Below are 23,912 nucleotides of genomic sequence, written 5' to 3' on the forward strand. Positions count from 1 at the left end.
TGCTTGTGAATGTGAACGCTTTCACAAGCGTGCCGTTTCGCCCCGTGCTGCGTGGGACCAAAGGGGCAAGTGTGTCGCTGTGACCACAGTCACGTAAGGAGAGTGATGACGTGGAGCTGGCTCTGGCGCCGGAAACCCTGGCGCGATGGCAGTTCGGTCTGACCACCGTCTACCACTATCTGTTCGTTCCCCTCACGATCTCCCTTGCCGCGATCACCGCGGGGTTCGAAACCGCCTGGGTGCGGACGGACCGGGAGAAGTACTTCCACGCCACGAAGTTCTGGGGAAAGCTCCTGCTGATCAACCTGGCGATCGGGGTCGCCACCGGCCTGGTCCAGGAGTTCCAGTTCGGCATGAACTGGTCCGACTACTCGAAGTTCGTCGGGGATGTCTTCGGTGCTCCGCTGGCGATGGAAGCGCTCATCGCCTTCTTCTTCGAGTCCACCTTCATCGGGCTGTGGATCTTCGGCTGGGACAAGCTGCCGAAGCGACTCCACTGCGCCTGTATCTGGATGGTGGCGATCGGGACGACCTTCTCTGCGTACTTCATCCTGGCGGCCAACTCCTGGATGCAGCACCCCGTCGGGTACACCATCGATCCCGTCACCGGGGTCGCCCACCTCAACGACATCTGGCATGTGCTGACCCAGAAGACCGCGCTGGTGGTCTTCACGCATACCATGACCTCGGCATTTCTCACCGGCGGTGCCTTTGTGGTCGGCATCGCCAGCTACCACCTGTGGAAGATCAGGCAGGCCGGGGCGGCGGGCGAGAAGACCGACACCAAGCGGACCACCACCATGCGTACCTCGTTGCGGATGGGCCTGGTCATGACGGTGACCGCCGGTGTTCTCACCGCGCTCTCCGGAGATCAGCTCGGCAAAGTGATGTTCGAGCAGCAGCCCATGAAGATGGCTGCCGCCGAGGCTCTCTGGGAGACGCAGGCTCCCGCACCGTTCTCCGTCTTCGCCGTGGGTGATGTGAGCGAGGGCCACAACTCCGTGGAGCTGTCGGTCCCCGGAATACTGTCCTTCCTCGCCCATGACGACTTCCACACCGCCGTACCCGGTATCCATGAGACCGCGAAGGCCGAGGCGGCGAAATACGGCGGCAAGCCCGACGACTACGTTCCCAACATCTTCGTGACCTTCTGGGGCTTCCGTCTCATGATCGGCATCGGGCTCACAGCCTCGGTCGCCGCGGCGGCCGGGCTCTGGCTCACCCGGAAGAAGAAGTGGCTGCTGCCCGAACACCGCACCGGCGAGGACGAGGCCCCCAAGCTCATGCTGACCCCGAGCCGGGAACTGGGCCCCTTCTTCACCACATGGGGCTGGCGCGTAGGCATGGCCTCGCTGATCTTCCCGCTGATCGCCAACTCCATCGGATGGGTCTTCACCGAAATGGGCCGTCAGCCCTGGGCCGTCTTCGGGCTCTTCAAGACGGCCGACTCGGTCTCCCCCGGTGTCTCCCAGGCGGAGATGCTGATCTCGCTGATCGTCCTGATGTCGCTGTACGCCGTGCTCGGCTGGATCAATGTCCGGCTGATGAAGAAGTACGCGGTGCTGGGTCCCGACACGGAGGAGAAGCCGCCGGCCAAGGACCCACGGCTGCGGGGCCCCTCGGCCGGATCCGGTCCGTCCGGCGGAGTCCCGGAGGACGACGACAAACCCCTGACCTTCGCGTACTGAGAGGAGAGACGTCATGGGCCTCAACGACTTCTGGTTTCTGCTGATCGCCGTGCTGTGGACCGGCTACTTCTTCCTCGAGGGTTTCGACTTCGGGGTCGGTATCCTCACCAGGCTGCTGGCCAGGGACCGGCGGGAGCGCCGCGTCCTGATCAACATCATCGGCCCGGTCTGGGACGGCAACGAGGTGTGGCTGATCACTGCGGCCGGAGCGATGTTCGCTGCCTTCCCGGTCTGGTACGCCACCTTCTTCAGCGGCTTCTATCTGCTGCTGGTGCTGATTCTGCTGCTGCTGATCGTGCGGGTTCTCTCCTTCGAGTACCGCCACAAGCGGCCTGAGGAGAACTGGCAGCGCAACTGGGAGTGGGTGCTCTTCGTCAGCTCGCTGCTGCTTCCCTTTCTCTGGGGGATGATCTTCGCCAATCTTGTCCACGGAGTACCCGTCAACAGCCGTCAGGACTACGCCGGTTCCTTCGCCGACCTGCTGAACGGGTACGCGATCCTCGGAGGCCTCGCCTTCACGGCGCTGTGCACTCTGCATGGAGCTGTCTTCACCGCCCTCAAGACGGTGGGCGACATCCGGGTGCGGGCCAGGGCCTTTGCGAACCGGGCTGCCGTCGTGACTGCCCTGCTCGCCGCCGCTTTCCTGATCTGGATGCAGACGGACCGCGGTAACGGTGCCACATGGGTCGCGTTCTGCGTTGCCCTGGCGGCGCTGGTGGCGTCGCTTGTGATGAACGTCCGGGGGCGGGAGGGCTGGGCCTTCGCCTTCACCGGGATCGCCATCGCCGCCACGGTGGCGGCGATGTTCCTCGCGCTGGCGCCCGATGTGATGCCGTCCTCGCTGAATTCCGCCTGGAATCTGACGGTCGACAACGCGGCGTCCGGCCCCTACACGCTCAAGGTGATGACCTGGGTGGCAGGCATCATGACGCCGCTTGTTCTGCTCTATCAGGGCTGGACGTACTGGGTGTTCCGCAAGCGTCTCGGCACCCAGCACATCGCGGACGCCCACTAGTTCGTGCGTGAGAAGTCCCGGCTGCCCCGCGGTGCCTGGCACGCCCACTCGCCGCGTTGCCGGGGTCGCCCGAGTACGTCCCGTGTGCGGGCGATCCTCCGCCGTGCGATAGCACGCAACCGGCCGCCGCGGGGTACGCCCTCCGGGCGGACGCCGCTACCTCTCAGACACGACCGAGGGAGTTGTTTCACGTGAAACCGATAGACCCGCGTCTGCTCCGGTATGCCGGCACTACTCGCCTCTTTCTGGGGTGGGTGGTGGTCCTCGGGCTGGCCGGCGCGGGCCTCGTCGTTGCACAGGCCATGCTTGTCGCCGATGTGGTGGTGGGGGCGTTCCAGCACGGTCTGGACGCGGCTGGATTGCGGGTCCCTCTGCTGCTGCTCTGTGCTGTGGCTCTCGGGCGGGGACTGGTGGCATGGCTGACCGAACTGGCCGCGCACCGGGCGAGCGCAGCGGTCAAGGCAGAGCTGCGCAGCCGGCTGCTGGAGCGTGCCGCAGCCCTGGGGCCCGAGTGGCTGAGCGGTCGGCGCACCGGATCGCTGGTGGCCCTCGCCACCCGCGGTGTCGATGCGCTCGACGACTACTTCTCGCGCTATCTGCCGCAGTTGGGGCTCGCGTTGGTGGTACCGGTGGCGGTGCTGGCGCGGATCGTGACCGAGGACTGGGTGTCGGCGGCGATCATCTGCGGCACCCTCCCGCTGATTCCGGTCTTCATGATGTTGATCGGCTGGGCCACGCAGTCGAAAATGGACCGGCAGTGGCGACTGCTGTCCCGGCTGTCCGGACATTTTCTGGATGTGGTCGCGGGATTGCCGACGCTCAAGGTGTTCGGACGGGCCAAGGCGCAGGCCGAGTCGATCAGCAAGATCACCGGCCAGTACCGCAAGGCCACCCTGCGAACCCTGCGCATCGCCTTCCTGTCGTCACTCGCCCTTGAGCTACTGGCGACCCTGTCGGTTGCGCTGGTCGCGGTCTCCATCGGGCTCCGCCTCGTCCATGGCGACCTGGATCTGTACAGCGGCCTGGTGATCCTGATGCTGGCACCCGAGGCATATCTGCCACTGCGGCAGGTGGGGGCGCAGTACCACGCGGCGGCGGAGGGACTGTCGGCGGCGGAAGAGATCTTCGAGGTGCTGGAGACTCCGCTGCCTGGCGGCGGTGCCGGAGAAGTGCCGGATTCACTGCGACTGGAGCTGACCGACGTGACGGTGCGCCACCCCGGGCGTACCGAGCCTTCGCTGGACGCCGTGTCCCTGGTCGTCGATGCCGGCGAGACGGTTGCGGTCACCGGACCGAGCGGCGCCGGGAAGTCCACCCTGCTCCATGTACTGCTGGGCTTTGTGGCCCCGGACACGGGCCGGGTGCGGGTCGGCCCGATGGAACTGGCGTCGATCTCGCCGGAGCGGTGGCGCGAACAGATCGCGTGGGTGCCGCAGCAGCCGTACCTCTTCGCCGGGACGATCGCCGAGAACGTGAGACTGGCACGGCCCGACGCCGATTCTGACGCAGTCGACCGAGCGCTGTGTGATGCCGGAGCGTACGACTTCGTCGCCGGGCTGCCGAACGGGGTGGACACAGTGCTAGGCGAGGGCGGAACTGGACTCTCGGCCGGTCAGCGTCAACGGATCGCGCTGGCCCGCGCGTTCCTCGCCGACCGGCCGCTGCTGCTGCTCGATGAACCGACGGCCGCGCTGGACGGAGAGACGGAGAGCGGGATCGTCGAAGCGGTACGGCGGCTTGTGGTGGGGCGCACTGTGCTTCTGGTGGTACATCGCCCCGCGCTGCTGGCCGTGGCCGACCGGGTCGTGACCCTTGCCGCGCCAGCGGGCCGTTCTTCTTCCGCTGAGCCGGCGTCTGCGACTGCCCCGCCGGTCGCGCGGCCGGCGGAAGCGGCGGCGCATACCGCAGGCGGCCCCCGGCCGGTCTCCGGCCGGCCCGGGCACCCGCTGGCCCGGATGAGGGAGCTGGCAGGTTCGCTGCGCGGGCGGCTGGTGCTGGCCCTGTTGCTCGGAAGTCTTGCTCTGGGATCGGCCGTAGGGCTGATGGCGACCTCGGGCTGGCTGATCTCGCGTGCGGCGCAACAGCCGCCGGTGCTCTATCTGATGCTCGCGGTCACCGCCACCCGGGCTTTCGGGACCGGGCGGGCCGTCTTCCGCTACGCGGAACGGCTGGTGTCGCACGATGCCGTGCTGCGGATGCTCGCCGATATGCGGGTGGCCGTCTACCGCAGGCTGGAGCGGATCGCGCCGGCCGGGCTGGGACGGGTGCGTCGCGGGGATCTGCTGTCCCGGCTCGTCGCTGATGTGGATGCGTTGCAGGACTACTGGCTGCGATGGCTGCTGCCGGCAGGCGTGGCAGCGGTGGTGGGGGCGGCAGCCGTCGGGATCACCGCCTTTCTGCTGCCCGCCGCGGGTGTGGTGCTCGCCTTCGGTCTGATCGTTGCCGGAATCGGGGTGCCCGCACTCAGCGGCGCCTGCGCCCGGCGGGCCGAGCGGCAACTCGCACCGGCGCGAGGGGCGCTGGCCACCCGGGTCACCGATCTGCTTGCCGGCACGGCGGAACTCACGGTCGCCGGTGCGGTGGGCCGGCGGTTGCGGAACGCCCGGGACGCCGACCGGGAGCTGACCGGGATTGCCTCACGCGGGGCTGCTGCCACCGCTCTCGGCGGCGGTCTGACGTCCCTGGTGTGCGGGCTGACGGTCGCCGCCGCGGCCCTGGTCGGTGCAGCGGCTGTACACGACGGACGGCTGGCCGGTGTGGAGCTTGCCGTGGTGATTCTGACTCCGTTGGCCGCCTTCGAGGCGGTCACCGGGCTCCCGCTCGCTGTGCAGTACCGGCAGCGGGTCCGTAGGAGCGCCGAGCGGGTGTACGAGGTACTGGACGCGCCGCTCCCCGTGGACGAGCCACGACAGACTGCTCCGGCCCCGCAGTCGCCCTTTCCGCTGGAGCTGCGCGGGCTGACCGCGCGCCATGCCGGACAGCGGCGCCCTGCGCTCGAAGGGATCGATCTGTGTCTCGAGGCCGGTCGTCGGGTTGCCGTGGTCGGCGCGTCGGGGTCGGGCAAGACGACCCTCGCCCAGGTGCTGCTGCGCTTCCTTGACCCCGAGGACGGCTCGTACACGCTCGGTGGGGTGCAGAGCCGTGTGCTGGAGAGCGATACGGTCCGCCGCTATGTGGGGCTGTGCGCCCAGGACGCGCACACCTTCGACAGCTCGCTCCGGGAGAATTTGCGGCTCGCCCGCACCGGTGCCACCCACGAAGAACTTCGCCGGGCGCTCGCCGGAGCGAGACTGCTCGACTGGGCGGAAAGCCTCCCTGACGGCCTGGACACCCTGGTGGGCGAGCACGGCGCCAGACTCTCCGGCGGGCAACGTCAGCGCCTGGCACTGGCCCGTGCGCTGCTTGCCGACTTCCCGGTGCTTGTCCTGGACGAGCCGGCCGAACATCTCGATCTGGCGACCGCCGACGCGCTGACCGGGGATCTGCTGGCGGCCACCGAAGGCCGTACGACGCTGCTCATCACGCATCGGCTCCGGGGCCTCGAGGCCGTCGACGAGGTGATCGTTCTGGACGGCGGCAGGGTCGTACAACGCGGCCCTTACGGGGAGCTGACCGTTTCGGACGGACCTCTGCGGCGGATGCTGGAGCGTGAACAGGAGAGCGATCTCGCAGGCAGCCGACAAAGTCTGACTTTCGTCTCGAAATAGGACTTACTAGGCTCTGGGTATGTCAGTCCCGGATTCCGCTGATCCTCCCGACGCCGCCTCCAGCGCTGCCTCGGCTCTGCCGGGCCTCTCCACCGAACTCACGGCGAGGGTGCCGCAGCTGCTGGCGGCCATGCGCTCACTGGGCACCGGCCTCGAGCTGAACTCCACCCTGGACAGGATCTGCGAGACCGCCGCCGAACTGGCGGACGCCCGCTACGCCGCGATCGGTGTCGTGAACCAGGAAAGGACCGGGCTCAGCGACTTCGTCACCTTTGGCGTCACGCCGGAGCAGGCCGCGAAGATCGGCAGACTCCCCGACGGGCGCAGAGGGCTCCTCGGTGCGCTGATCCAGGAGCCGGACGCGCTGCGGCTCGCCGATCTGACCACCGATCCGCGCTACGCGGGATTCCCGCCGCACCATCCGCCGATGCGGACCTTTCTGGGAGTCCCCCTTCAGGTGCACGGGGAGACCTTCGGCAACCTCTATCTCGCCGAGAAGAGAGGCGGGGGCGAGTTCGGCGCAGGTGATCTGACGATGCTGCGGGTGTTCTCGACAGAGGCCGGGATCGCGATCGGCAACGCCCGGCTGTACGAGGCCGCCCGCCGGCGTGAGCGATGGATCGACGGCTCGGTGGCAGTCACCACGGCACTGCTCTCGGGTGGTGATGCCGATGAGGCACTCACCGTGGTCGCCGAACAGGCAAGGAACTTGGCGGACTCGGCGGCGGGTGTGGTGATGCTGCCCGCAGTCGGCGGCGGTCTGGAGATCGTCGCGGTCTCCGCCGGACAACCCACCCAGGTTCTCGGCATGATCATCCCTGCGGACAGCGGAGTGGTGCGGACACTGCTCTCCGGCAACCCGGTGTTCGTGGACGACTCGGACACCGATCCACGGCTTGTCACCGGTCTGACCCGGCAGTTCGGTCCGAGCATGATGCTGCCGCTGCACAGCGGGGGCCGGGTGCTGGGCGCCCTGGCGACACCTCGCGCGCGGGGTGCACGCCCCTTCACCGAAGCGGAGAGGGCCCTGGCGACGCAGTTCGCCTCACAGGCCGCGCTGGCCCTGATGATGGCGGACGCTCAGCGTGACCGGGAACGTCTCGCGGTCTTCGGGGACCGGGACCGGATCGCCCGGGATCTGCACGACCTCGTCGTCCAGCGGCTGTTCGCCACCGGAATGATGCTGGAGGGCGCACAGCGCCAGTCCGTCGTTCCGGAGGTGCGAAGCGGCGTCGCCCGGGCGGTGGACGAACTGGACGTGACGATCCAGGAGATCCGCACCGCGATCTTCGCCCTGCAGCAGGGACCTGCCGAAGCGCCGTCCGGGTTGCGGACCAGGGTCCTGCGGGAGATCAACATGGCGGCCGTGCCGCTGGGATTCAAGCCCGGGCACCGGTTCCTCGGCGATGTCGACACCGCGGTCGGTGAACTCACCGGGAAGAATCTGATCGCCGCACTGCGCGAGGCGCTCTCCAACGCCTTCCGGCATGCCGGGGCCTCCCGGATCGAGGTCGAGGTCGACGCCGCGGCAACGCTGACCGACGGGAGTCCGGCGGTGCGGCTCACCGTGTCCGACGACGGGGTGGGCATCCCGGAAGGAGGCCGGCGCAGCGGCCTGCGCAACCTCAACCGGCGTGCCGAGTCGCTGGGCGGATCGAGCCGGTACGGGTCCGGCCTCGGTGGCGTGGCCGGCGGCACGGCCGTGGTGTGGGAGGTCCCGCTGTAGGCCCGGGTGCGTCGCACGGGAGCCCGCAGCTGCGGACCACGGATTCAGAGTGCCTTCAGGATCTGCTCGATGACGACAGCGACCCCGTCCTCGTTGTTGGCGACCGTGCGGCGCGACGCGGCTGCCACGGCCTGCGGATGGGCATTGCCCATGGCGTACGACGTGCCGGCCCAGCTCAGCATCTCGACGTCGTTCGGCATATCGCCGAAGGCCACCACCTCGGATGCGGCGATACCGCGTTCGGCGCAGCACAGTGCGAGGGTGCCGGCCTTGGAGACGCCGGGGCCGCTGATCTCCAGCAGTGCGGTCGGACTGGACCGGGTGATGGAAGCGCGGTCACCGACCGATGCCCGGGCCAGCGCGAGGAAGTCGTCGGGGGACAGTTCGGGGTGATGGGCCAGCACCTTCAGCACGGGCTGGTCCGCGGTGTCCGAGTCCTCGGCGAGCAACTTCTCGGCAGGTGCCACGCTCGACGCCGGATCGAAGTGCAGGGGCGGATAGCCCGGCTCGTGGTGGATGCCGCCGGTCCGCTCGACGGCGAAGGAGGTGCCGGGTGCGGCGGCACGCAGGATGGAGATGACGTCGAGGGCGCCGGTGCGCTCCAGGGGGAGGACCTTGACGAAGATGTGTCCGCCCTCGTCGCCGTGCAGGTCGACCACAGCGGCGCCGTTGCCGCAGATGGCCAGGCCATGGCCGTGTACATGGTCACTGACGACGTCCATCCACCGGGCCGGCCGGCCGGTGACGAAGAAGACGTCGATCCCCGCCTCCTCGGCGGCGGCGAGCGCCGCGATCGTGCGGTCCGAGACGGTTTTGTCGTCGCGCAGCAGAGTGCCGTCCAGGTCGGTGGCGATCAGCCGGGGCGGAAGGGGGGAGGCGGAGGCAGGGCCGATAGCTGAGGTCACCGACGCATTCTCCCGCACGGAGTGCACGGGCGGGCGGAGGGGCGCACATTTGAGAGCGCGCGCGGGTGCGGCGGAGTTCCTGCGGGAGGTCTGCTGGCCCACGACGGTCCGCCGAGCCGGTCGTCCGGGTGCCGTGCACGGCGCCGTGCAGGGGCCCGTCCAAGATCCCGGATGCCGAATCCCTGTGTGCTTTGTCAGTGCCCGGTTCTACGATGGTTCCATCTTCCGCGTCCTGCTCTCGCGCAGGACCTGGCGCCGATCGCGCATCGTGAGGGGGGGACCCTGCGAGCGCCCGACCCCGCGCATGAGCACGCGAGGTGACTCCCTGTGAATTCCCGTATGCACGAAACCTCTGCCCCGAGCGGACTCGCCGCCAACACCTTCCAAGTGGATCTGCGTGGTCTCGTCGATCTGCTGTCCCACCATCTGTACTCCAGCCCCCGGGTCTATGTGCGCGAGCTCCTGCAGAACGCGGTCGACGCCATGACCGCTCGCCGTGCACTTGAGCCGGACGCCCCGGTCCGTATCCGGCTCACCGCCACCGGCGGAGCTGTCACCATCGAGGACACCGGTATCGGACTGACCGACGACGAGGTGCACACGCTCCTGGCCACCATCGGGCGCAGCTCGAAGCGCGACGGTCTGGAGAGCGCCCGCCAGGAATTCCTCGGCCAGTTCGGCATCGGGCTGCTGGCCTGTTTCGTCGTGGCCCGGCAGATCCGTGTCGTCTCGCGCTCCGCGCGCACCCCCGGCCGACCGCCCGTCGAGTGGCTGGCCACGGACGACGGCTCGTACACCGTGCGTACGCTCCCCGACGAGGCCAGGCCCGAACCGGGCACCACCGTCCATCTGGAACCGCGGCCCGGTGCCGAGGAGTGGACCGCCCCGCAGCGGGTGGAGGAACTGGCCCGCGACTTCGGGTCGCTGCTGGCCCACGAGGTGACCTTCGCCGGTCCCGACGGCGCCGCCCGCCCGGTCACCGACCGTCCCGCCGTCTGGGAGCGCGCCCACCCGACGCCCGCCGCCCGCAGAGTGGCCCTCGCCGGACACTGCGCCAGGGTCTTCGGTTTCACCCCGCTCGACTCCATCGACCTGGATCTGCCGGTCGCCGGGGTGCGGGGCGTCGCGTATGTCCTGCCCTCCGCCACCAGCCCGGCCCACCGTGCCGCCCACCGGGTCCATCTCAAGGGCATGCTGCTCACCGACCGGGCGGACAATCTGCTGCCCGACTGGGCCTTCTTCGTACGCGTCGTCCTCGACACCGACACCCTTCGGCCGACGGCATCCCGGGAGAACCTCTACGACGACGAAACCCTGGCAGCTGTCCGCGAGGCACTCGGCGCCCGGATCAGGGAGTGGCTCACCGAACTCGCCGCAGGTGACCCCGAACGCCTCGCTGCCTTCCTCACCGTCCATCACCTGGGAGTGAAGTCGCTGGCCCGCCACGACCCCGCGCTCCTCGAACTGATGCTGCCGTGGCTGCCGTTCGAGACCAGCGACGGCCGGATGACCCTCGACGAATTCGTGGCCGCCCATCCGGAGGTGCACTTCACCCGCACCGTCGAGGAGTTCCGCCAGGTCTCCCCCATCGCCGCTGCCCACGGCCTCGGCATCGTCAACGGCGGATACACCTATGACGCCGACCTGGTCGCCATGCTCCCGCTCATCCGTGGTGGTGTCAGCGTCTCGGAACTCGACGCGGGCGCCGTCACAGCACAACTCGATTCCGTACCGCCCCACCAGGAGCTGGCGCTTGCCTCGTTCCTGGCCACCGCCCGCGGCAAGCTCGACCCGCTCGGCTGCGACGTGGCGCTGCGCTGCTACCAGCCCATCACCGTGCCCGCGCTGTTCCTCGACGACCGCCAGGCCCGGCACGAGCGGGACCGTGCGAGTGCCGAGGCGGAAGCCGACGCGCTGTGGACGGACATCCTCGGCGCGCTGCGGGGGGCCGCGCCCCGCGCCAGGCTGGTGCTCAACCACAACAACCCGCTGGTGCGGCGGATCGCCTCGATCCCCGACCCGGAACTCGCCGGCACCGCAGTCGAATCTCTCTACGGACAGGCGTTGCTGATGGCGCAGCGCCCACTGCGCCCCGCCGACACGGCGCTGCTCAACCGGGCCTTCCTTGGCCTCCTTGAATGGGCGACCCACTCCACCGGCCGTCCGGCCGCCGGCGCCGCCCCGGAGGACCAGCAGTGAGCACACCCACCTCTGCCGACGTCTATCAGGCGATCTGGGAGAACGACAGCGCGCCCAACGGCCAGCTGCGCAACGCCCGCGCCGAGGAACTCGTCGCGGCAGCCGAACAGACAGCCGACCCCGAGGTGGTGCGCACCGCGCTCTTCGCGCTCATCGACTCCTACGAATACAGCACCGAGAGCGGCAAGATGCTCGTGCCCTTCGCCCGGTTGCTGCAGGAGTGGGACCGCGATCCGTCGGCCTTCGACGCATCGGACACCCATCGCTTCCACTGGCGCTTCAAATGGGTCAGCACGGGCATGCTCGACCTCCCCGACATTCCCCTGGGGTCGATCGAGAAGTGGCGTGAGGAGATGGAGCGCCGGTACCGGGTCGCCGGATACACCGAGCGGGCGGTCCGTCAGTCCGAGTACTTCTTCGCCGATGAAACGGGTGACACCGAGCGCGCGGACAGGGCCTTCGAGGCCTGGTGCGCCGCCGAGCGAGACCGGATGAGCGACTGCCACGCCTGCGAGCTGAACGCCCAGGGCGGGCACTGGGCACGCAAGGGCAGTCACGAGAAGGCACTTCAGGTGTGGGCCCCCGTCCTGGCCGGAAATCTGACCTGCAAGGAGGAGCCGCACCGGGTCCTCGCGAAATCCCTTCTCCCGCTCGTCGGTCTCGGCCGGACGGACGAGGCACGCGCCCACCATCTGCGGGGCTACCGCATGGCCCGTGGCGACGAGAGCCTGCTGCGGACGATCGGCCAGCACATCGAGTTCTGTGCGCTCACCGGGAACGAGGGCCGAGGTCTGGAGATCCTCACCGAGCATGCCGGGCAACTGGGTCCGCTCGCCGATGTGGACGCCCAGCTGGGGCTTGCCGGCGGGGCACTGGTGCTGCTCGGGCGCCTGGACGAGCTCGGTCACGGCGACCGGCCGGCCGCGACCTACCAGGGCACCCGGCACAGCGTGCGTCAGCTGTACGACCAGTTGTACGCGGACGCCACCGGGATAGCCCGCCGCTTCGATGAGCGCAACGGGAACACGGTCACCTCGCGGCGGTTCGCCGACCGGCTCTCCCGGCGGCCGCTGCTGGATGCTCTGCCACTGGGCGTACGGCCTGCCGGGCCGGCAGCGCCTCACCCCGCGGCGCGGGGTGCCGGAGTCGCGGCCACGCCGGGAACGGCGGGCGACGATGCGTCCCTGGCCGAACTGATCACCGAGGCCCGGCGCTTGCGGGGTCTGGGGCACCCGGGCTCGCAGGCCGTGTGGGGACGGATCGGGGCCCTGGCCGACGAGCAGGGGCAGCGGCCGGATCCGCTGCTCGCCGCCGAACTGCTGGAGCACCGCGCGCTGCTCGAGCCCGCGCCGGAGGCCTTCGAGCGGGTCGCCGCCGCCTATCGGGCGGCCGGCGAGCCGGGCCGGGCCGCGATCAACGAGCTGTGGGCCGCCGTGGCTTCGGCGCAGGAGGGCGCCGGAGCGGCGGTGACGGCGGCCCTGCTGGAAACCGCGGCCGCATCCGCCGAGGCATTGAACGCGCAGGAACCGCGACGGGTGCGCAGAATCGCCGCCGTGGGCCTGGCCCGGATCAGACTCGACGGAGCCCTGTCACCGGTCGAGGACAGCGATATCGGCCCCGCGCTCGAGAGCTTCGTCGCCGCACACCTGGACGACGAGGGCATCGCGGGCGACGACGTGGCGGACCTCGTCGCCGATGCGGAGACCCTGCTCGCTCAGCGCGCCTGGGCGAGCAGGGACTGGCAGCGCGCGGATGACCTGCTCGCTGCCGCCGGAGAGCGCAGTCTCGCGGCAGGGCAGCCCTGGAACGCCGTCGATCCGCTGGTCAGGAGAGCCAGACTGCAGCTGATGCTGGGCGCTCCCGCGGAGGCCGAGCGGCTGGCGCGCGTCGCGCTCGTGCACAGCGCGGAGGTCCTGGACCCGGCAGAGCTCGGCTCCACGCGGTTGCTGCTGGCCGAGGCGCTCTATGAGCAGCACGGCAAGGAGGACGAGGCGGCTGCCTACGCACTGCAGGCGGCGCACTGGTTCGACGCGGCAGACGAATCGGCTGGTGCGGGCGCCTACGCGAGGTTGATCCTGGCCCAGTCGTACGGCGAAACGGGGCGGCCCGCCGAGGCCGCCGAAATCCTGGAATCCGCGTTGCCCGACCTGGTGGAGCACGGTGAGGAGCAGGCGGTGAGGGCCCGCGAGACGCTCGGCCACCAACTGCGGCAGCTCGGTGACCAGCGGGCGGCAGCCGAGCAGTATCTGCTGGCGGCCGATGTGGCGAAGAGCTGGGAGCACGTGCAGCCGCACGCGCGGCTGGCCACCCTCGCGGCCGAGTGCCTGGCGGGCGCCGGCCTGGCCGAAGAGGCCGAGCGAGCCTACGGGCGGGCGCTGGATCTGTGGCGCGAGGCAGGGGAGGTCGTTCCGCTCGCCCGGGCGCTGCGCTCTCTGGCCTGGCTGAAACTGCGGGACGACCCGAGTGACTCCAAGGCGCTGGCCGAGGCGGAGACACTGATGGGTGAGGCACTCGAGGCGCTGGCAGGTGATGAGCCCGGGCTGCTTCTCGAACGGGCCCGCACCTGGTCCCAGCTGGCGGAGGCGACGCTCAACCAGCTGGACGAGGAGGACGACGCATACGGGGCGGACGATGATGGGAACCAGGACCCGGCTGGTGCGGAGCCGGTGTACGGGCACCCCGCCGCTGCGGCCGAGCACATGCGCCGGGTGCGTGAGGCGGCGGTGGTTCTCTGGGAGAAGGCGGCCCAGGCCTACACCGTGCTCGGCCCCGAGCTGCTGAGGGACCGTGTGCAGTGCGTCATCAGACTCGCCTGGACCGAGAAGGAGTTGGGGCGCCGCCAGGACGCCGGGCGGAGGCTGCGCGTGATCCACCGGGAGCTGACGGCTGCGTCCGGCGAGGAGACTTCCCAGCTGCTGCGCTGGGTGGAGGCGCAGCTGAAGCAGCTGGAGTGAGGGGGCGGGAGGCGTCCGGTGTTCCGGCCGCTGCCGGTAGGCGGCCCCGCGGCGCCGGCGGGGCCGCATAAGCTCGGTACATGCGTCTGAGCACTGTGATTCTTCCCGTCCGCCGCTGGGCCGAAGGCGGCCGCGACCAGTGGGTGCGAGCCGAGGACCTCGGCTTCCACGCCGCGTACACCTACGACCATCTGTCATGGCGCACCTTCCGTGACGGGCCGTGGTTCGGTGCCGTGCCCACGCTGACCGCTGCTGCGGCAGCGACATCACGGCTGCGCCTCGGCACCCTCGTCACCTCTCCGAACTTCCGCCATCCGGTGACCCTCGCCAAGGAACTCATCACGCTCGACGATGTCTCCGGCGGCCGGATCACGCTGGGCATCGGCGCAGGGGGCAACGGCTTCGACGCCACGGCGCTCGGGCAGGAGCCGTGGACCCCGAAGGAGCGGGCGGACCGTTTCGCCGAGTTCGTACCGCTGCTCGACCGGCTGCTGACCGAGGACTCCGTCTCCCATCGCTCCGCCCACTACTCGGCTGACGAGGCGCGCAACATTCCTGGCTGCGTGCAGCGGCCCCGGCTGCCCTTCGCGGTGGCTGCCACCGGCCCGCGCGGGTTGAAGCTCGCCGCGAAGCACGGCCAGGCATGGGTGACGACCGGCGACCCGAAGCTCTTCGAAACGGGGACGCCGGAGCAGTCGGTGGAGGCGATCCGCGGACAGATCGGCAGGCTCGGCGCCGCCTGTACGGAGTTCGGCCGGGACGCGGCCGAACTGGACAAGATCCTGCTCACCGGTTTCACTCCGGACCGGAACGGGCCGATGGAATCCCTTGACGCCTTTGTGGACTTCGCGGGCAGGCACTTCGCGCTCGGCATCACCGAGATCGCGATCCACGCCCCCATTCCCGCATCGGACTTCGCTGCCGACGAGAAGGTCTTCGAGCAGATCGCGACGGAGGCACTGGCGCAGCTGAGGGGCTAGGGGCTAAGGGCTGAGGGGCCGATGACTGTCCCGGGCCGACCCGTCCGGGTGACCGGGCGGCCCGCCGGGAAAGCGCAGAAACTCCGGCGGCACCGCATCGGCGAGCCACACCCCGTTGGCGCTGACCCGGAAGACATGACCGGAGTGGTGCATGGCTCCTGCGTCCACGCTGATCACCACGGGACGGCCCCGCCTGGCGCCCACCCGGGTCGCTGTCTCACGGTCCGGCGAGAGATGGACATGGTGGCGGTACATCGGGCGCAGGCCCTGGGCGCGGATGGCAGCGAGACTGCGGGCGACCGTCCCGTGGTAGAGGTACGCGGGCGGCTCGGCCGGGGCCAGACCGAGATCGACGTCGACCGTGTGGCCCTGGTTGGCACGGATCCGGCTGCCGTCGATCGTGAAACGCTGCTTGTCATTGACTGCCACGACATGGGCGAGCTCGTCCCGGGTGAAGACCAAGCCGTGCGAGGCGGCAGCCCGGATCAGTACATCGACCGGCACCCAGCCGTTCTCGTCAAGGGCGATCCCGATGCGCCCGGGCTGGTGGCGCAGATGTCTCGAGAGGTACTTCGACACCCGCACGGTGCGCTGCCCGTCCGGTTCCGCCGCCGGCCTGTCAGCCGCTTCCCCGGCTGTCCAGTCCGCTGTCTGTTCGTTCATCGGTCAAGAGTGGCGGCGTGCGGTGCACGGTCGCATCCCAATTACGGTGTGGACCGGCTGAGTTAGGCATGATCCACAGGCAGGTGTGGTTATCCACAGCCTCAAGCGTCCAATCTGTGGATAAAGTTATACCGATTTACGGCATCTGCCGGATAGGTCGTACTTCCTGATGCGGCAGCGTCAGCGCGTCCAACGTCCGCGCCTGAAGCTCCCGTTCGGCGGCCGCGGTGATGAATGCGGCGGCGTTGTCCCGGCCGACCAGCTCCTCCACCGCACGCAGTGTGGCCGCCGCCACCGGTACGCCCGACGGCTCCTCGGGGCGCACCGCGGGACGCACCGGCGGGGTGCCGGCGGCGAGGTGCTGCTGAAGATGACGCGTGGCGAACAGCCGCATGGCCCGCGCCAGTTCGGCGTCCACACTCTGCTGGGCGAGCGGGCGCAGCCGCCGTACCAGCGAGGCTGCCTCGGCCGCCTGGATGTCGGTGGGCGGAGTGTGTCCGAGGTAGCGGGCGAAGACGTGCTCCGTGGTGAACTCCAGGAACCGGGCGGCGATGTGCTCCACCTGCCCTCTCAGCTCCCGGAGATGACCGGAGATCGCCTTCAGTGGCACTCCCGCGGCATGCAGCTCCACCGCCACCGCCAGCTCCTGGGGGCTCGGCACCAGAAACTGGTCGTCACGGCCGGTGATCGGCTCGAGCACGCCCAGCGCCAGCGCATCCGCCACAGCCTCGTCGTCCGGGACCCCGCCGAACTTCTCGTCCAGCTCCGCACGGGAGATCCTGGCCGCTTCCTCGTCAGTCCAGGGGCCGCCGACCTCGGCGACCAGTCCCAGCACTCCGCCGAGTCCCCGTCCCGAGTCCCAGGCCTCCAGCAGCTCCTTGATCGACGCCAGCGTGTATCCCCGGTCCAGCAGATCAGCGATCTGGTGCAGCCGGGCCAGATGGCCGTCCCCGTACACGTTCGACCTGCCGCGCCGCTGCGGCTTGGGCAGCAGACCGCGGTCCTGATAGGCGCGGATCGTACGGACGGTGGCACCACTGTGGTGAGCAAGATCCTCGATCCGGTACTCGGGACCGGGCGGCTCCGCCGTCCGCGGGCGGGTGGAACGTGGTCCGGTGGCCCGGCCCGCCGTCGTCGGCGCAGCCGTCGCCTGCGCGGCTGCTGCCCGCGCCGCGGCCGGCTCCGAGGCCGCTGTCCGTCCCGCTGTGTCGCCGGACACTCTTCTCTCCCTACGCTGCTTCGCCTGAGCTTGTGCCACCGCCCAAGGGCTGTCCCGTCATTTCTGGCGGGCGCGCGACGACAGCTGCGGCGCCTCGCCGCGTTGTCGGATCGCCCGCATGCGCTCAGTATGCGGACGCTCCTCAGCCGTGCGACGCACCGCATCCGATGCCGCGCTTGATCCACCACCGAGGACGGGACGCCCCTCAGGACAGAGCCGCGCGTCCGATCGCACCGGCCGCCGAACGTGCGGCGGGCGAGGTCGCCAGGTACTCCACCGCCCTGCGCAGTGAACCCTCCTGCGAGGGATGGTACGACCGCCGGAGGTACCGGGGAATCGCCGATCCCAGCTGACCCCAGGTCGGCAGCAGGCCCTTGGCCACGGCCTTGTTGTGCTCCCGCAGTGCGTAGCGGAGCCGGCCGCCGAGCTCGGGGTCGTGGCGTATCAGGTAGGAGGTGCCCCAGATCCACAGCCACAGCAGTACCGGAGTGACCACCACCATGCCTTCGATCCGCCGGGCGTACCGGGGCAGCCCGGTGCCACCGCAGTGCTGGTACATGTCGAAGGCGACGGCCCGGTGCTCGACCTCCTCGGCGCCGTGCCAGCGCAGCAGATCGAGCATCACCTCGTCGGCCTCCGCGCGATCCAGGCCCTCGGCGTGCAGCACCCAGTCCCCGAGGACCGCGGTGAACTGTTCGATCGCGGCAACGATGGCAAGCCGGAAGCGCAGCCACTCCCGGGCGGACAGCCGTATGCCGAAGGGCGGCCGTTCGCCGAGCAGCTTCTCGAAGAGGTAGTCGACGTGCCGGGTGTAGGGCTCGGTCTCGAGACGCTGGGCGGCGAGGTGGTCCAGGACATGGGAGTGCTGCACGCTGTGCGTCGCCTCCTGGCCCATGAACCCCTTGACGTCCTTGAGCAGGCCCGGCTCCGCGACCAGCGGGAGGGCCTCCTTGAAGACCTTCACGAACCATCGCTCACCCGCCGGAAGCAGCAGATGCAGCACATTGATCACATGGGTGGCGGTCGGCTCGTCAGGTATCCAGTGCAATGGGGTGCGTTCCCAGTCGAAGGAGACCCGGCGCGGCGCGATCACATAATTCTCGTCCGATGTCTCTGACTTCCCCTCGGACCCGTCGGACCTGCCGTCGGCCTTTCCGAGGGACGCAGCGTTCTTCTCGGCACTCACAGCGGTGGCTCCAATCGGGCGATGGCACGCAACGACTTCGGTGCGAACCGGGAGAGCAGCAGGGCGGTGCGCGCTTCAGGCGTGACCGCCGCGATCGCGCGGTTGTCCACCACGGCGGACAGAATCGCCTCGGCGACCTTCTCCGGCGGGTAGTTACGCAGTCCGTAGAGCCGCGCAGTCTTCTTCTGACGGCGTTTCTCCTCGTCCGCCGAGACCCCGGCGAAGCGTGCGGTGGAGGTGATGTTGGTGTTGACGAAGCCGGGGCAGATCGCACTGACCCCGATCCCCTGCCCGGCCAGCTCCGCACGCAGGCACTCGCTCAGCATCAGCACCCCGGCCTTGGACGTGGAGTAGGCGGGCAGCGCCTTCGACGGCTGGTAGGCGGCAGCAGAGGCGATGTTGACGATATGGCCGCCCTGGCCGCGGTCCGCCATCTGCCTGCCGAACAGCCGGCAGCCATGGATGACGCCCCAGAGATTGACGTCGAGGACCTTCTTCCAGTCCTCGACGGTGGTGTCGAAGAATGATCCGGAGAGGCCGACCCCCGCGTTGTTGACCAGGACGTCGACGGTGCCGTAATCGGCCGCGACCCGCTCGGCGAGCTTCTCCATCGCCTGCTCGTCGCTGACGTCCACCACCTCGGCCCAGGCGTCGGGGGAGCCGATCAACCGGGCCATCTCCGCGGTGCGCGCCGCCCCTTCGGCGTCCCGGTCCACGGCCACGATCCGGGCTCCCGACTCGGCGAAGGCAAAGGCGGTGGCCCGTCCGATGCCGCCGGCCGCACCGGTCACCAGGACGAGCTGGCCGCCGAAGCGCGCGGCGTGCTTCCCGGTGGCCCGGGTCCGGGGTACGGGGCCGGGGTCCTCCTGGGCGGTCACGAACTCGCCGATCCAGGAGGCCAGTTGATCGGGCCGGGTGCGTGGTACCCAGTGCTTCGCCGGCAGCGTACGACGTGTCAGCTGCGGTGCCCACTGCTCGAGGTCGTCGTAGAGATGTTCCGAGAGGAAGGCGTCGCCGGTCGGCGTGATCAGCTGCACCGGCGCATGCGCGTAGGCGTCGGCTCGTGGTCTGCGCAGCCGGGAGCGGACGTTGTCGCGGTAGAGCCAGGCACCGTGCGCGGCATCCGAGCGCAGCGAGGACGTCGGATAGTCCCCCGCAGGCACCTTCTCCATACGCTGCAGGATCTTCGGCCACCGGCTGCCCAGGGGGCCGCGCCAGGCGAGCTCGGGCAGTACCGGAGTGTGCAGCAGGTACACATACCAGGACTTGGCGCCCTGACCGAGCAACTGGGCTGCCCTGCGCGGAGTGGGCCGCGACATCCGCTTCTTGATCCAGTGTCCGAAGTGGTCGAGCGAGGGGCCCGAGATCGAAGTGAAGGAAGCGATCCGGCCCTCGGTACGCGGGACGGTGACGAACTCCCAGGACTGCACGGATCCCCAGTCGTGGCCCACCAGATGCACCGGTTTGCCGGGGCTGACCGCATCCGCCACGGCCAGAAAGTCGTCGGTCAGCTTCTCCAGCGTGAACCCACCGCGCAGCGGGGCCGGTGCCGTCGACCTGCCGTGACCCCGGACGTCGTACAGCACCACATGGAAGCGGGCAGCCAGCCGTGTCGCCACATCGGCCCACACCTCCTTGCTGTCCGGGTATCCGTGCACCAGCAGTACGGTCGGACGGCCGGGGTCCCCCAGCTCGGCGACGCACAGCTCGATGCCGCCGGTAAGAACCCGGCGCTCGCGTGCTCCCTCGATGACGGTGCTCACGCTGCTCTCTCCTCTGCCCAGCGCCGCACATGCGGCAGATCGTCGTCCAGCCAGAAGGCGCTCTGCTCGGGGTCCCGGGAGTCGGTGACCACCAGGATCTCCTCGAACTTCGCACCGGTGCCCCGGAATCCGATGTGGGGCTCCACCGCCCAGAGGCCGGCTCTGGGCGGATGGTCGGAGAATCTGTACGGGCTCCACAGCGGGGACCAGCCGTCCCTGTGGCCGTGCAGGGCGTCGCTCGCCAGGCCTTTCAGCGCCTGGGTGCCGAAGCCGAACAGATGCGGTGACCAGCGGCGTTCCCTGACCCGGTCGACCTTGTGGGCGATCACGCCGAAGGGGTACGCGCGGTGCCGGTTGGCGTAGCCCTGTCTGGTCATCAGCGCGTCGACGTCCTGGTAGATCTCGCGCAGCGGCCGCCGCTCGCGCACCTCGCGCAGAAGCAGGTCGCGGTGCGCCTCGAGGTCGTCGAGCAGCCTGTCGTGCACCGGATCGAGGCCCAGAACGCCCGAGTACCCGATGTCCGCCGTGCACCCCTTGAAGACCGGGGCCATGTCGAGGATGAACGGCATCCCCGGCTCCAGCCGGCGACCGGTCGGGAAGAACTGCAGCGGCACCTTGAAGCCCTCGAACGCCGTACGGTCGCCGAACCAGGCGAAAGGCAGATGGAACCAGTCCCGCACGCCCCGCCTATACAGCCATTCGCGCTGCATCCGGGCCGCTTCCCGCTCGGTCACACCCGGTGCGAGCTGCGCGGCGACCGCCTCCGCGCAGGCGTAGGCGAGACTCTGCACCTCTCTGAACCCCCGCAGCTCTGCCGGGTGTCCGCTCTTCGCCGCTGAGGCCATGCCAGCCATCCGTCCCGTCCCGAGTGCGGTACGTGCTCGTAACATCACGCCGGTTACCTTGACACTGATGAATGTGACAATGTCCGGCGGCTACGTCAAGGGGCCTGCGGCACCCTGTGGACAACTTCTTGGCCACCGGCCTCCCACGGCGGCCCCCGAGGGGGAGTCCCTCTGCCGTACCGGGCCCCTACGGGTCCGTACGCCTGGAGTCGGACAGGGATCCAGCCGCCTGGGCTGACGCCCCGGTGCGGGCGCGCCACTACCTTCGAGCATGTGACTGTGATCGCGACCGAAAGCCTGAGCAAGCGGTTCCCGAGGGTGACCGCTCTTGACCGGCTCTCCCTGGACATCGGACCCGGCGTGACCGGACTGGTGGGCGCCAACGGAGCCGGCAAGTCCACGTTGATCAAGATTCTGCTGGGTCTGTCCCCCGCAACGGAGGGCCGGGCCGCAGTGCTCGGGCTCGATGTCGCCACCAGTGGCGGCGAAATCCGTGAACGCGTCGGATACATGCCCGAGCACGACTGCCTCCCGCCGGACGTCTCGGCCACCGAGTTCGTCGTCCACATGGCGCGGATGTCCGGGCTGCCGCCCACCGCGGCGCGCGAGCGTACCGCGGACACGCTGCGCCATGTCGGCCTGTACGAGGAGCGCTACCGGCCCATCGGCGGCTACTCGACCGGTATGAAACAGCGGGTGAAGCTGGCCCAGGCGCTGGTTCACGACCCGCAGCTGGTGCTCCTCGACGAGCCGACCAACGGCCTCGACCCGGCAGGCCGTGACGACATGCTGGGTCTGATCCGCCGCATCCACACCGACTTCGGGATCTCGGTCCTGGTCACCTCGCACCTTCTCGGTGAGCTGGAACGCACCTGCGACCACGTCGTCGTCATCGACGGCGGCGCACTGCTGCGGTCCAGCTCCACCAGCGACTTCACCCAGACCACCACCACGCTGGCCGTCGAGGTCACCGACACCGACGCGCATCCGGACGGCACGCTCGTGCTGCGCGAGACGCTGACGGCCGCTGGAGTGTCCCTGCAGGAGAGCTCGGAGGACGGCCTGCCGGGCGCCGGCCACATCCTGCTGGTCGAGGCCAAGGGGGAGGAGACCTACGACCTGGTCCGCGACACCGTCGCGGACCTCGGCCTCGGCCTGGTCCGGATGGAACAGCGCCGTCACCACATCGCCGAGGTCTTCGGTCCCGGCAGCCAGACCCGGCAGGAAGCCCAGAACCCGCAGGAGGTGCAGGCGCGATGAGTACCGAGACCACTCAGATCCACAACATCGGATACCGGAAGTACGACGGCCCGCGCCTCGGCCGCGCGTACGCCCGCCGATCGCTGTTCTCGCAGTCCCTCCGGGGGGCGTACGGACTCGGCCGCTCGGCCAAGTCCAAAGTGCTCCCGATGATCCTCTTCGCGGTGATGTGCGTGCCCGCGGCGATCCTCGTGGCGGTCGCCGTCGCGACCAAGGCGAAGGACCTGCCGCTCGACTACACGCGCTACGCCATCGTCACCCAGGCCCTCATCGGTCTGTTCCTCGCCGCGCAGGCGCCCCAGTCCGTCTCCCGTGACCTGCGCTTCAAGTCCATCCCGCTGTACTTCTCACGGCCCATCGAGCGGGTCGACTACGTGGTCGCCAAGTTCGCCGCGCTGGCCTCGGCGCTCTTCGTCCTCACCGCGGCCCCGCTGGTGATCCTCTACGTCGGAGCCCTGCTCGCCAAACTCGACTTCGCCGATCAGACCAAGGGGTTCGGCCAGGGCCTGGTCTCGGTGGCGCTGCTCTCCGTGCTCTTCTCCGGAATCGCTCTGGTGGTGGCCGCCCTCACCCCGCGCCGCGGATTCGGGGTCGCCGCCGTCATCGCGGTGCTGACCATCACCTACGGTGCGGTCTCCACGGTCCAGGCCATCGCCTTCGAACAGGGCTCGTCCGGCGCCGTCACCTGGCTCGGACTGTTCTCCCCGATCACCCTGATCGACGGTCTGCAGACCGCGTTCCTCGGCGCCACCTCCTCCTTTCCCGGCGGAGAAGGACCCGGCGCGGGTACCGGTGTGGTCTATCTGCTCGTCATCCTCGCGCTGATCGCCGGCGCGTACGCCGTCCTGATGCGCCGCTACCGGAAGGTCGGGCTGTGACCACGATCAACATCGACCACACCTCGCGCTGGTTCGGGAACGTGGTCGCCGTCAACGACATCACCATGACCATCGGCCCCGGCGTCACCGGACTCCTGGGCCCCAACGGAGCGGGCAAGTCGACTCTCATCAACATGATGGGCGGCTTCCTCGCCCCCTCCACCGGCACCGTCACCATCGACGGAAAGCCGATCTGGCGCAATGAATCCGTCTACCGGGAGATCGGCATCGTGCCCGAGCGGGAAGGGATGTACGACTTCCTGACCGGGCGCGAGTTCGTCGTGGCCAACGCCGAACTGCACGAGCTGGACGCACGTGCGGCCCAGCAGGCCCTCGCCACGGTCGAGATGGAGTACGCGCAGGACCGCAAGATCTCGACGTACAGCAAGGGCATGCGCCAGCGCGTGAAGATGGCGTCCGCCCTGGTCCACAACCCCAGCGTGCTGCTGCTCGACGAGCCTTTCAACGGCATGGACCCCCGGCAGCGGATGCAGCTGATGGAGCTGTTGCGCCGGATGGGAGCCGAGGGCCGCACCGTGCTGTTCTCCTCGCACATCCTGGAGGAGGTCGAGCAACTCGCCTCGCACATCGAGGTGATCGTGGCAGGGCGCCATGCCGCGTCCGGTGATTTCCGCAAGATCCGCCGGCTGATGACGGACCGCCCGCACCGTTATCTCGTACGGTCCAGCGACGACCGCGCACTCGCCGCGGCGCTGATCGCCGATCCGTCGACCGCGGGCATCGAGGTCGACGTGACCGAGGGCGCGCTGCGCATCCAGGCGGTCGACTTCGGCCGGTTCACGGCGCTGCTGCCGCGCGTCGCCCGTGAGCACGGCATCCGTCTCCTCACCGTCTCGCCCTCGGACGAGTCGCTCGAGTCGGTCTTCTCGTACCTCGTAGCGGCCTGAAAGGAGCTGTGACGTC

16 protein-coding genes are annotated in these 23,912 nt (G+C 69.4%); 10 read left to right on the forward strand and 6 right to left on the reverse strand.

The genetic code is table 11. The annotated features are described in order from the left end of the window. Positions 1 to 110: 110 nt before the first annotated feature. From OHS16_RS15850 to OHS16_RS15865, 4 genes are all read left to right on the forward strand, one after another. Positions 111 to 1,688, forward strand: a complete 1,578-nt coding sequence (locus OHS16_RS15850; protein ID WP_328537862.1) for a cytochrome ubiquinol oxidase subunit I — start codon at positions 111 to 113, stop codon at positions 1,686 to 1,688. A gap of 13 nt (positions 1,689 to 1,701) precedes the next feature. Next, on the forward strand, positions 1,702 to 2,703 hold the full coding sequence (gene cydB / locus OHS16_RS15855) for a cytochrome d ubiquinol oxidase subunit II (RefSeq protein ID WP_328537863.1): 1,002 nt from the start codon (positions 1,702 to 1,704) through the stop codon (positions 2,701 to 2,703). Positions 2,704 to 2,894: 191 nt separating this feature from the next. Beyond that, positions 2,895 to 6,410: a thiol reductant ABC exporter subunit CydD gene (gene cydD, locus OHS16_RS15860; protein WP_328537864.1), complete on the forward strand. Its 3,516-nt coding sequence runs from the start codon at positions 2,895 to 2,897 to the stop codon at positions 6,408 to 6,410. A gap of 19 nt (positions 6,411 to 6,429) precedes the next feature. Further along, on the forward strand, positions 6,430 to 8,136 hold the full coding sequence (locus OHS16_RS15865; RefSeq protein WP_328537865.1) for a GAF domain-containing sensor histidine kinase: 1,707 nt from the start codon (positions 6,430 to 6,432) through the stop codon (positions 8,134 to 8,136). A 44-nt stretch (positions 8,137 to 8,180) separates the two neighbouring features. On the opposite strand, the gene OHS16_RS15870 is transcribed toward OHS16_RS15865, so the two are convergent. After that, the gene (locus OHS16_RS15870; protein WP_328537866.1) at positions 8,181 to 9,041 is read right to left on the reverse strand and encodes an HAD-IIB family hydrolase; all 861 of its coding nucleotides are present in this window, start codon (positions 9,039 to 9,041) and stop codon (positions 8,181 to 8,183) included. A 339-nt stretch (positions 9,042 to 9,380) separates the two neighbouring features. Here OHS16_RS15870 and OHS16_RS15875 point away from each other — a divergent pair, with 339 nt between their 5' ends. The 3 genes from OHS16_RS15875 to OHS16_RS15885 all read left to right on the forward strand — a co-directional run bounded on the left by OHS16_RS15875 (position 9,381) and on the right by OHS16_RS15885 (position 15,174). Beyond that, complete coding sequence (locus OHS16_RS15875; protein WP_328537867.1) at positions 9,381 to 11,240, forward strand: HSP90 family protein; 1,860 nt, start codon at positions 9,381 to 9,383, stop codon at positions 11,238 to 11,240. After that, positions 11,237 to 14,194, forward strand: a complete 2,958-nt coding sequence (locus OHS16_RS15880) for a tetratricopeptide repeat protein (RefSeq protein WP_328537868.1) — start codon at positions 11,237 to 11,239, stop codon at positions 14,192 to 14,194. Before OHS16_RS15875 ends, OHS16_RS15880 begins: the two co-directional genes overlap by 4 nt. A gap of 80 nt (positions 14,195 to 14,274) precedes the next feature. Beyond that, complete coding sequence (locus OHS16_RS15885) at positions 14,275 to 15,174, forward strand: LLM class flavin-dependent oxidoreductase (RefSeq protein WP_328537869.1); 900 nt, start codon at positions 14,275 to 14,277, stop codon at positions 15,172 to 15,174. Positions 15,175 to 15,177: 3 nt separating this feature from the next. On the opposite strand, the gene OHS16_RS15890 is transcribed toward OHS16_RS15885, so the two are convergent. From OHS16_RS15890 to OHS16_RS15910, 5 genes are all read right to left on the reverse strand, one after another. After that, positions 15,178 to 15,837: an RNA 2'-phosphotransferase gene (locus tag OHS16_RS15890; protein WP_328537870.1), complete on the reverse strand. Its 660-nt coding sequence runs from the start codon at positions 15,835 to 15,837 to the stop codon at positions 15,178 to 15,180. Between the two features lie 136 nt (positions 15,838 to 15,973). Continuing rightward, positions 15,974 to 16,897: a MerR family transcriptional regulator gene (locus tag OHS16_RS15895; RefSeq protein WP_328540858.1), complete on the reverse strand. Its 924-nt coding sequence runs from the start codon at positions 16,895 to 16,897 to the stop codon at positions 15,974 to 15,976. Between the two features lie 364 nt (positions 16,898 to 17,261). Then, complete coding sequence (locus tag OHS16_RS15900) at positions 17,262 to 18,149, reverse strand: metal-dependent hydrolase (RefSeq protein WP_328540859.1); 888 nt, start codon at positions 18,147 to 18,149, stop codon at positions 17,262 to 17,264. 89 nt (positions 18,150 to 18,238) lie between these two features. After that, positions 18,239 to 20,005, reverse strand: a complete 1,767-nt coding sequence (locus OHS16_RS15905) for an SDR family oxidoreductase (RefSeq protein WP_328537871.1) — start codon at positions 20,003 to 20,005, stop codon at positions 18,239 to 18,241. Beyond that, positions 20,002 to 20,850 carry a M24 family metallopeptidase gene (locus tag OHS16_RS15910; RefSeq protein ID WP_443042624.1) on the reverse strand — a complete coding sequence of 283 codons (849 nt, stop codon included), beginning with the start codon at positions 20,848 to 20,850 and terminating at the stop codon, positions 20,002 to 20,004. The genes OHS16_RS15905 and OHS16_RS15910 overlap by 4 nt, the downstream gene beginning before the upstream one ends. A 279-nt stretch (positions 20,851 to 21,129) precedes the next feature. Here OHS16_RS15910 and OHS16_RS15915 point away from each other — a divergent pair, with 279 nt between their 5' ends. The 3 genes from OHS16_RS15915 to OHS16_RS15925 are packed head-to-tail and all read left to right on the forward strand — an operon-like array spanning position 21,130 to position 23,896. Next, on the forward strand, positions 21,130 to 22,110 hold the full coding sequence (locus OHS16_RS15915; RefSeq protein ID WP_328540860.1) for an ABC transporter ATP-binding protein: 981 nt from the start codon (positions 21,130 to 21,132) through the stop codon (positions 22,108 to 22,110). Next, complete coding sequence (locus tag OHS16_RS15920; RefSeq protein ID WP_328537873.1) at positions 22,107 to 22,988, forward strand: ABC transporter permease; 882 nt, start codon at positions 22,107 to 22,109, stop codon at positions 22,986 to 22,988. Before OHS16_RS15915 ends, OHS16_RS15920 begins: the two co-directional genes overlap by 4 nt. Further along, positions 22,985 to 23,896: an ABC transporter ATP-binding protein gene (locus OHS16_RS15925; RefSeq protein ID WP_328537874.1), complete on the forward strand. Its 912-nt coding sequence runs from the start codon at positions 22,985 to 22,987 to the stop codon at positions 23,894 to 23,896. Before OHS16_RS15920 ends, OHS16_RS15925 begins: the two co-directional genes overlap by 4 nt. Positions 23,897 to 23,912 lie beyond the last annotated feature (16 nt).

The sequence above is a fragment of the Streptomyces sp. NBC_00344 genome, assembly GCF_036088315.1.
In the GTDB taxonomy this organism is placed as follows: domain Bacteria; phylum Actinomycetota; class Actinomycetes; order Streptomycetales; family Streptomycetaceae; genus Streptomyces.

What these genes read in the sequence shown, in the direction of transcription:
- cydB (WP_328537863.1), top strand. Translation starts at nt 1,702, where the DNA reads ATGGGCCTCAACGACTTCTGGTTTCTGCTGATCGCCGTGCTGTGGACC.
- OHS16_RS15920 (WP_328537873.1), top strand. Translation starts at nt 22,107, where the DNA reads ATGAGTACCGAGACCACTCAGATCCACAACATCGGATACCGGAAGTAC.
- OHS16_RS15885 (WP_328537869.1), top strand. Translation starts at nt 14,275, where the DNA reads ATGCGTCTGAGCACTGTGATTCTTCCCGTCCGCCGCTGGGCCGAAGGC.
- OHS16_RS15910 (WP_443042624.1), bottom strand. Translation starts at nt 20,850, where the DNA reads ATGGCCTCAGCGGCGAAGAGCGGACACCCGGCAGAGCTGCGGGGGTTC.
- OHS16_RS15875 (WP_328537867.1), top strand. Translation starts at nt 9,381, where the DNA reads ATGCACGAAACCTCTGCCCCGAGCGGACTCGCCGCCAACACCTTCCAA.
- OHS16_RS15890 (WP_328537870.1), bottom strand. Translation starts at nt 15,837, where the DNA reads ATGAACGAACAGACAGCGGACTGGACAGCCGGGGAAGCGGCTGACAGG.
- OHS16_RS15865 (WP_328537865.1), top strand. Translation starts at nt 6,430, where the DNA reads ATGTCAGTCCCGGATTCCGCTGATCCTCCCGACGCCGCCTCCAGCGCT.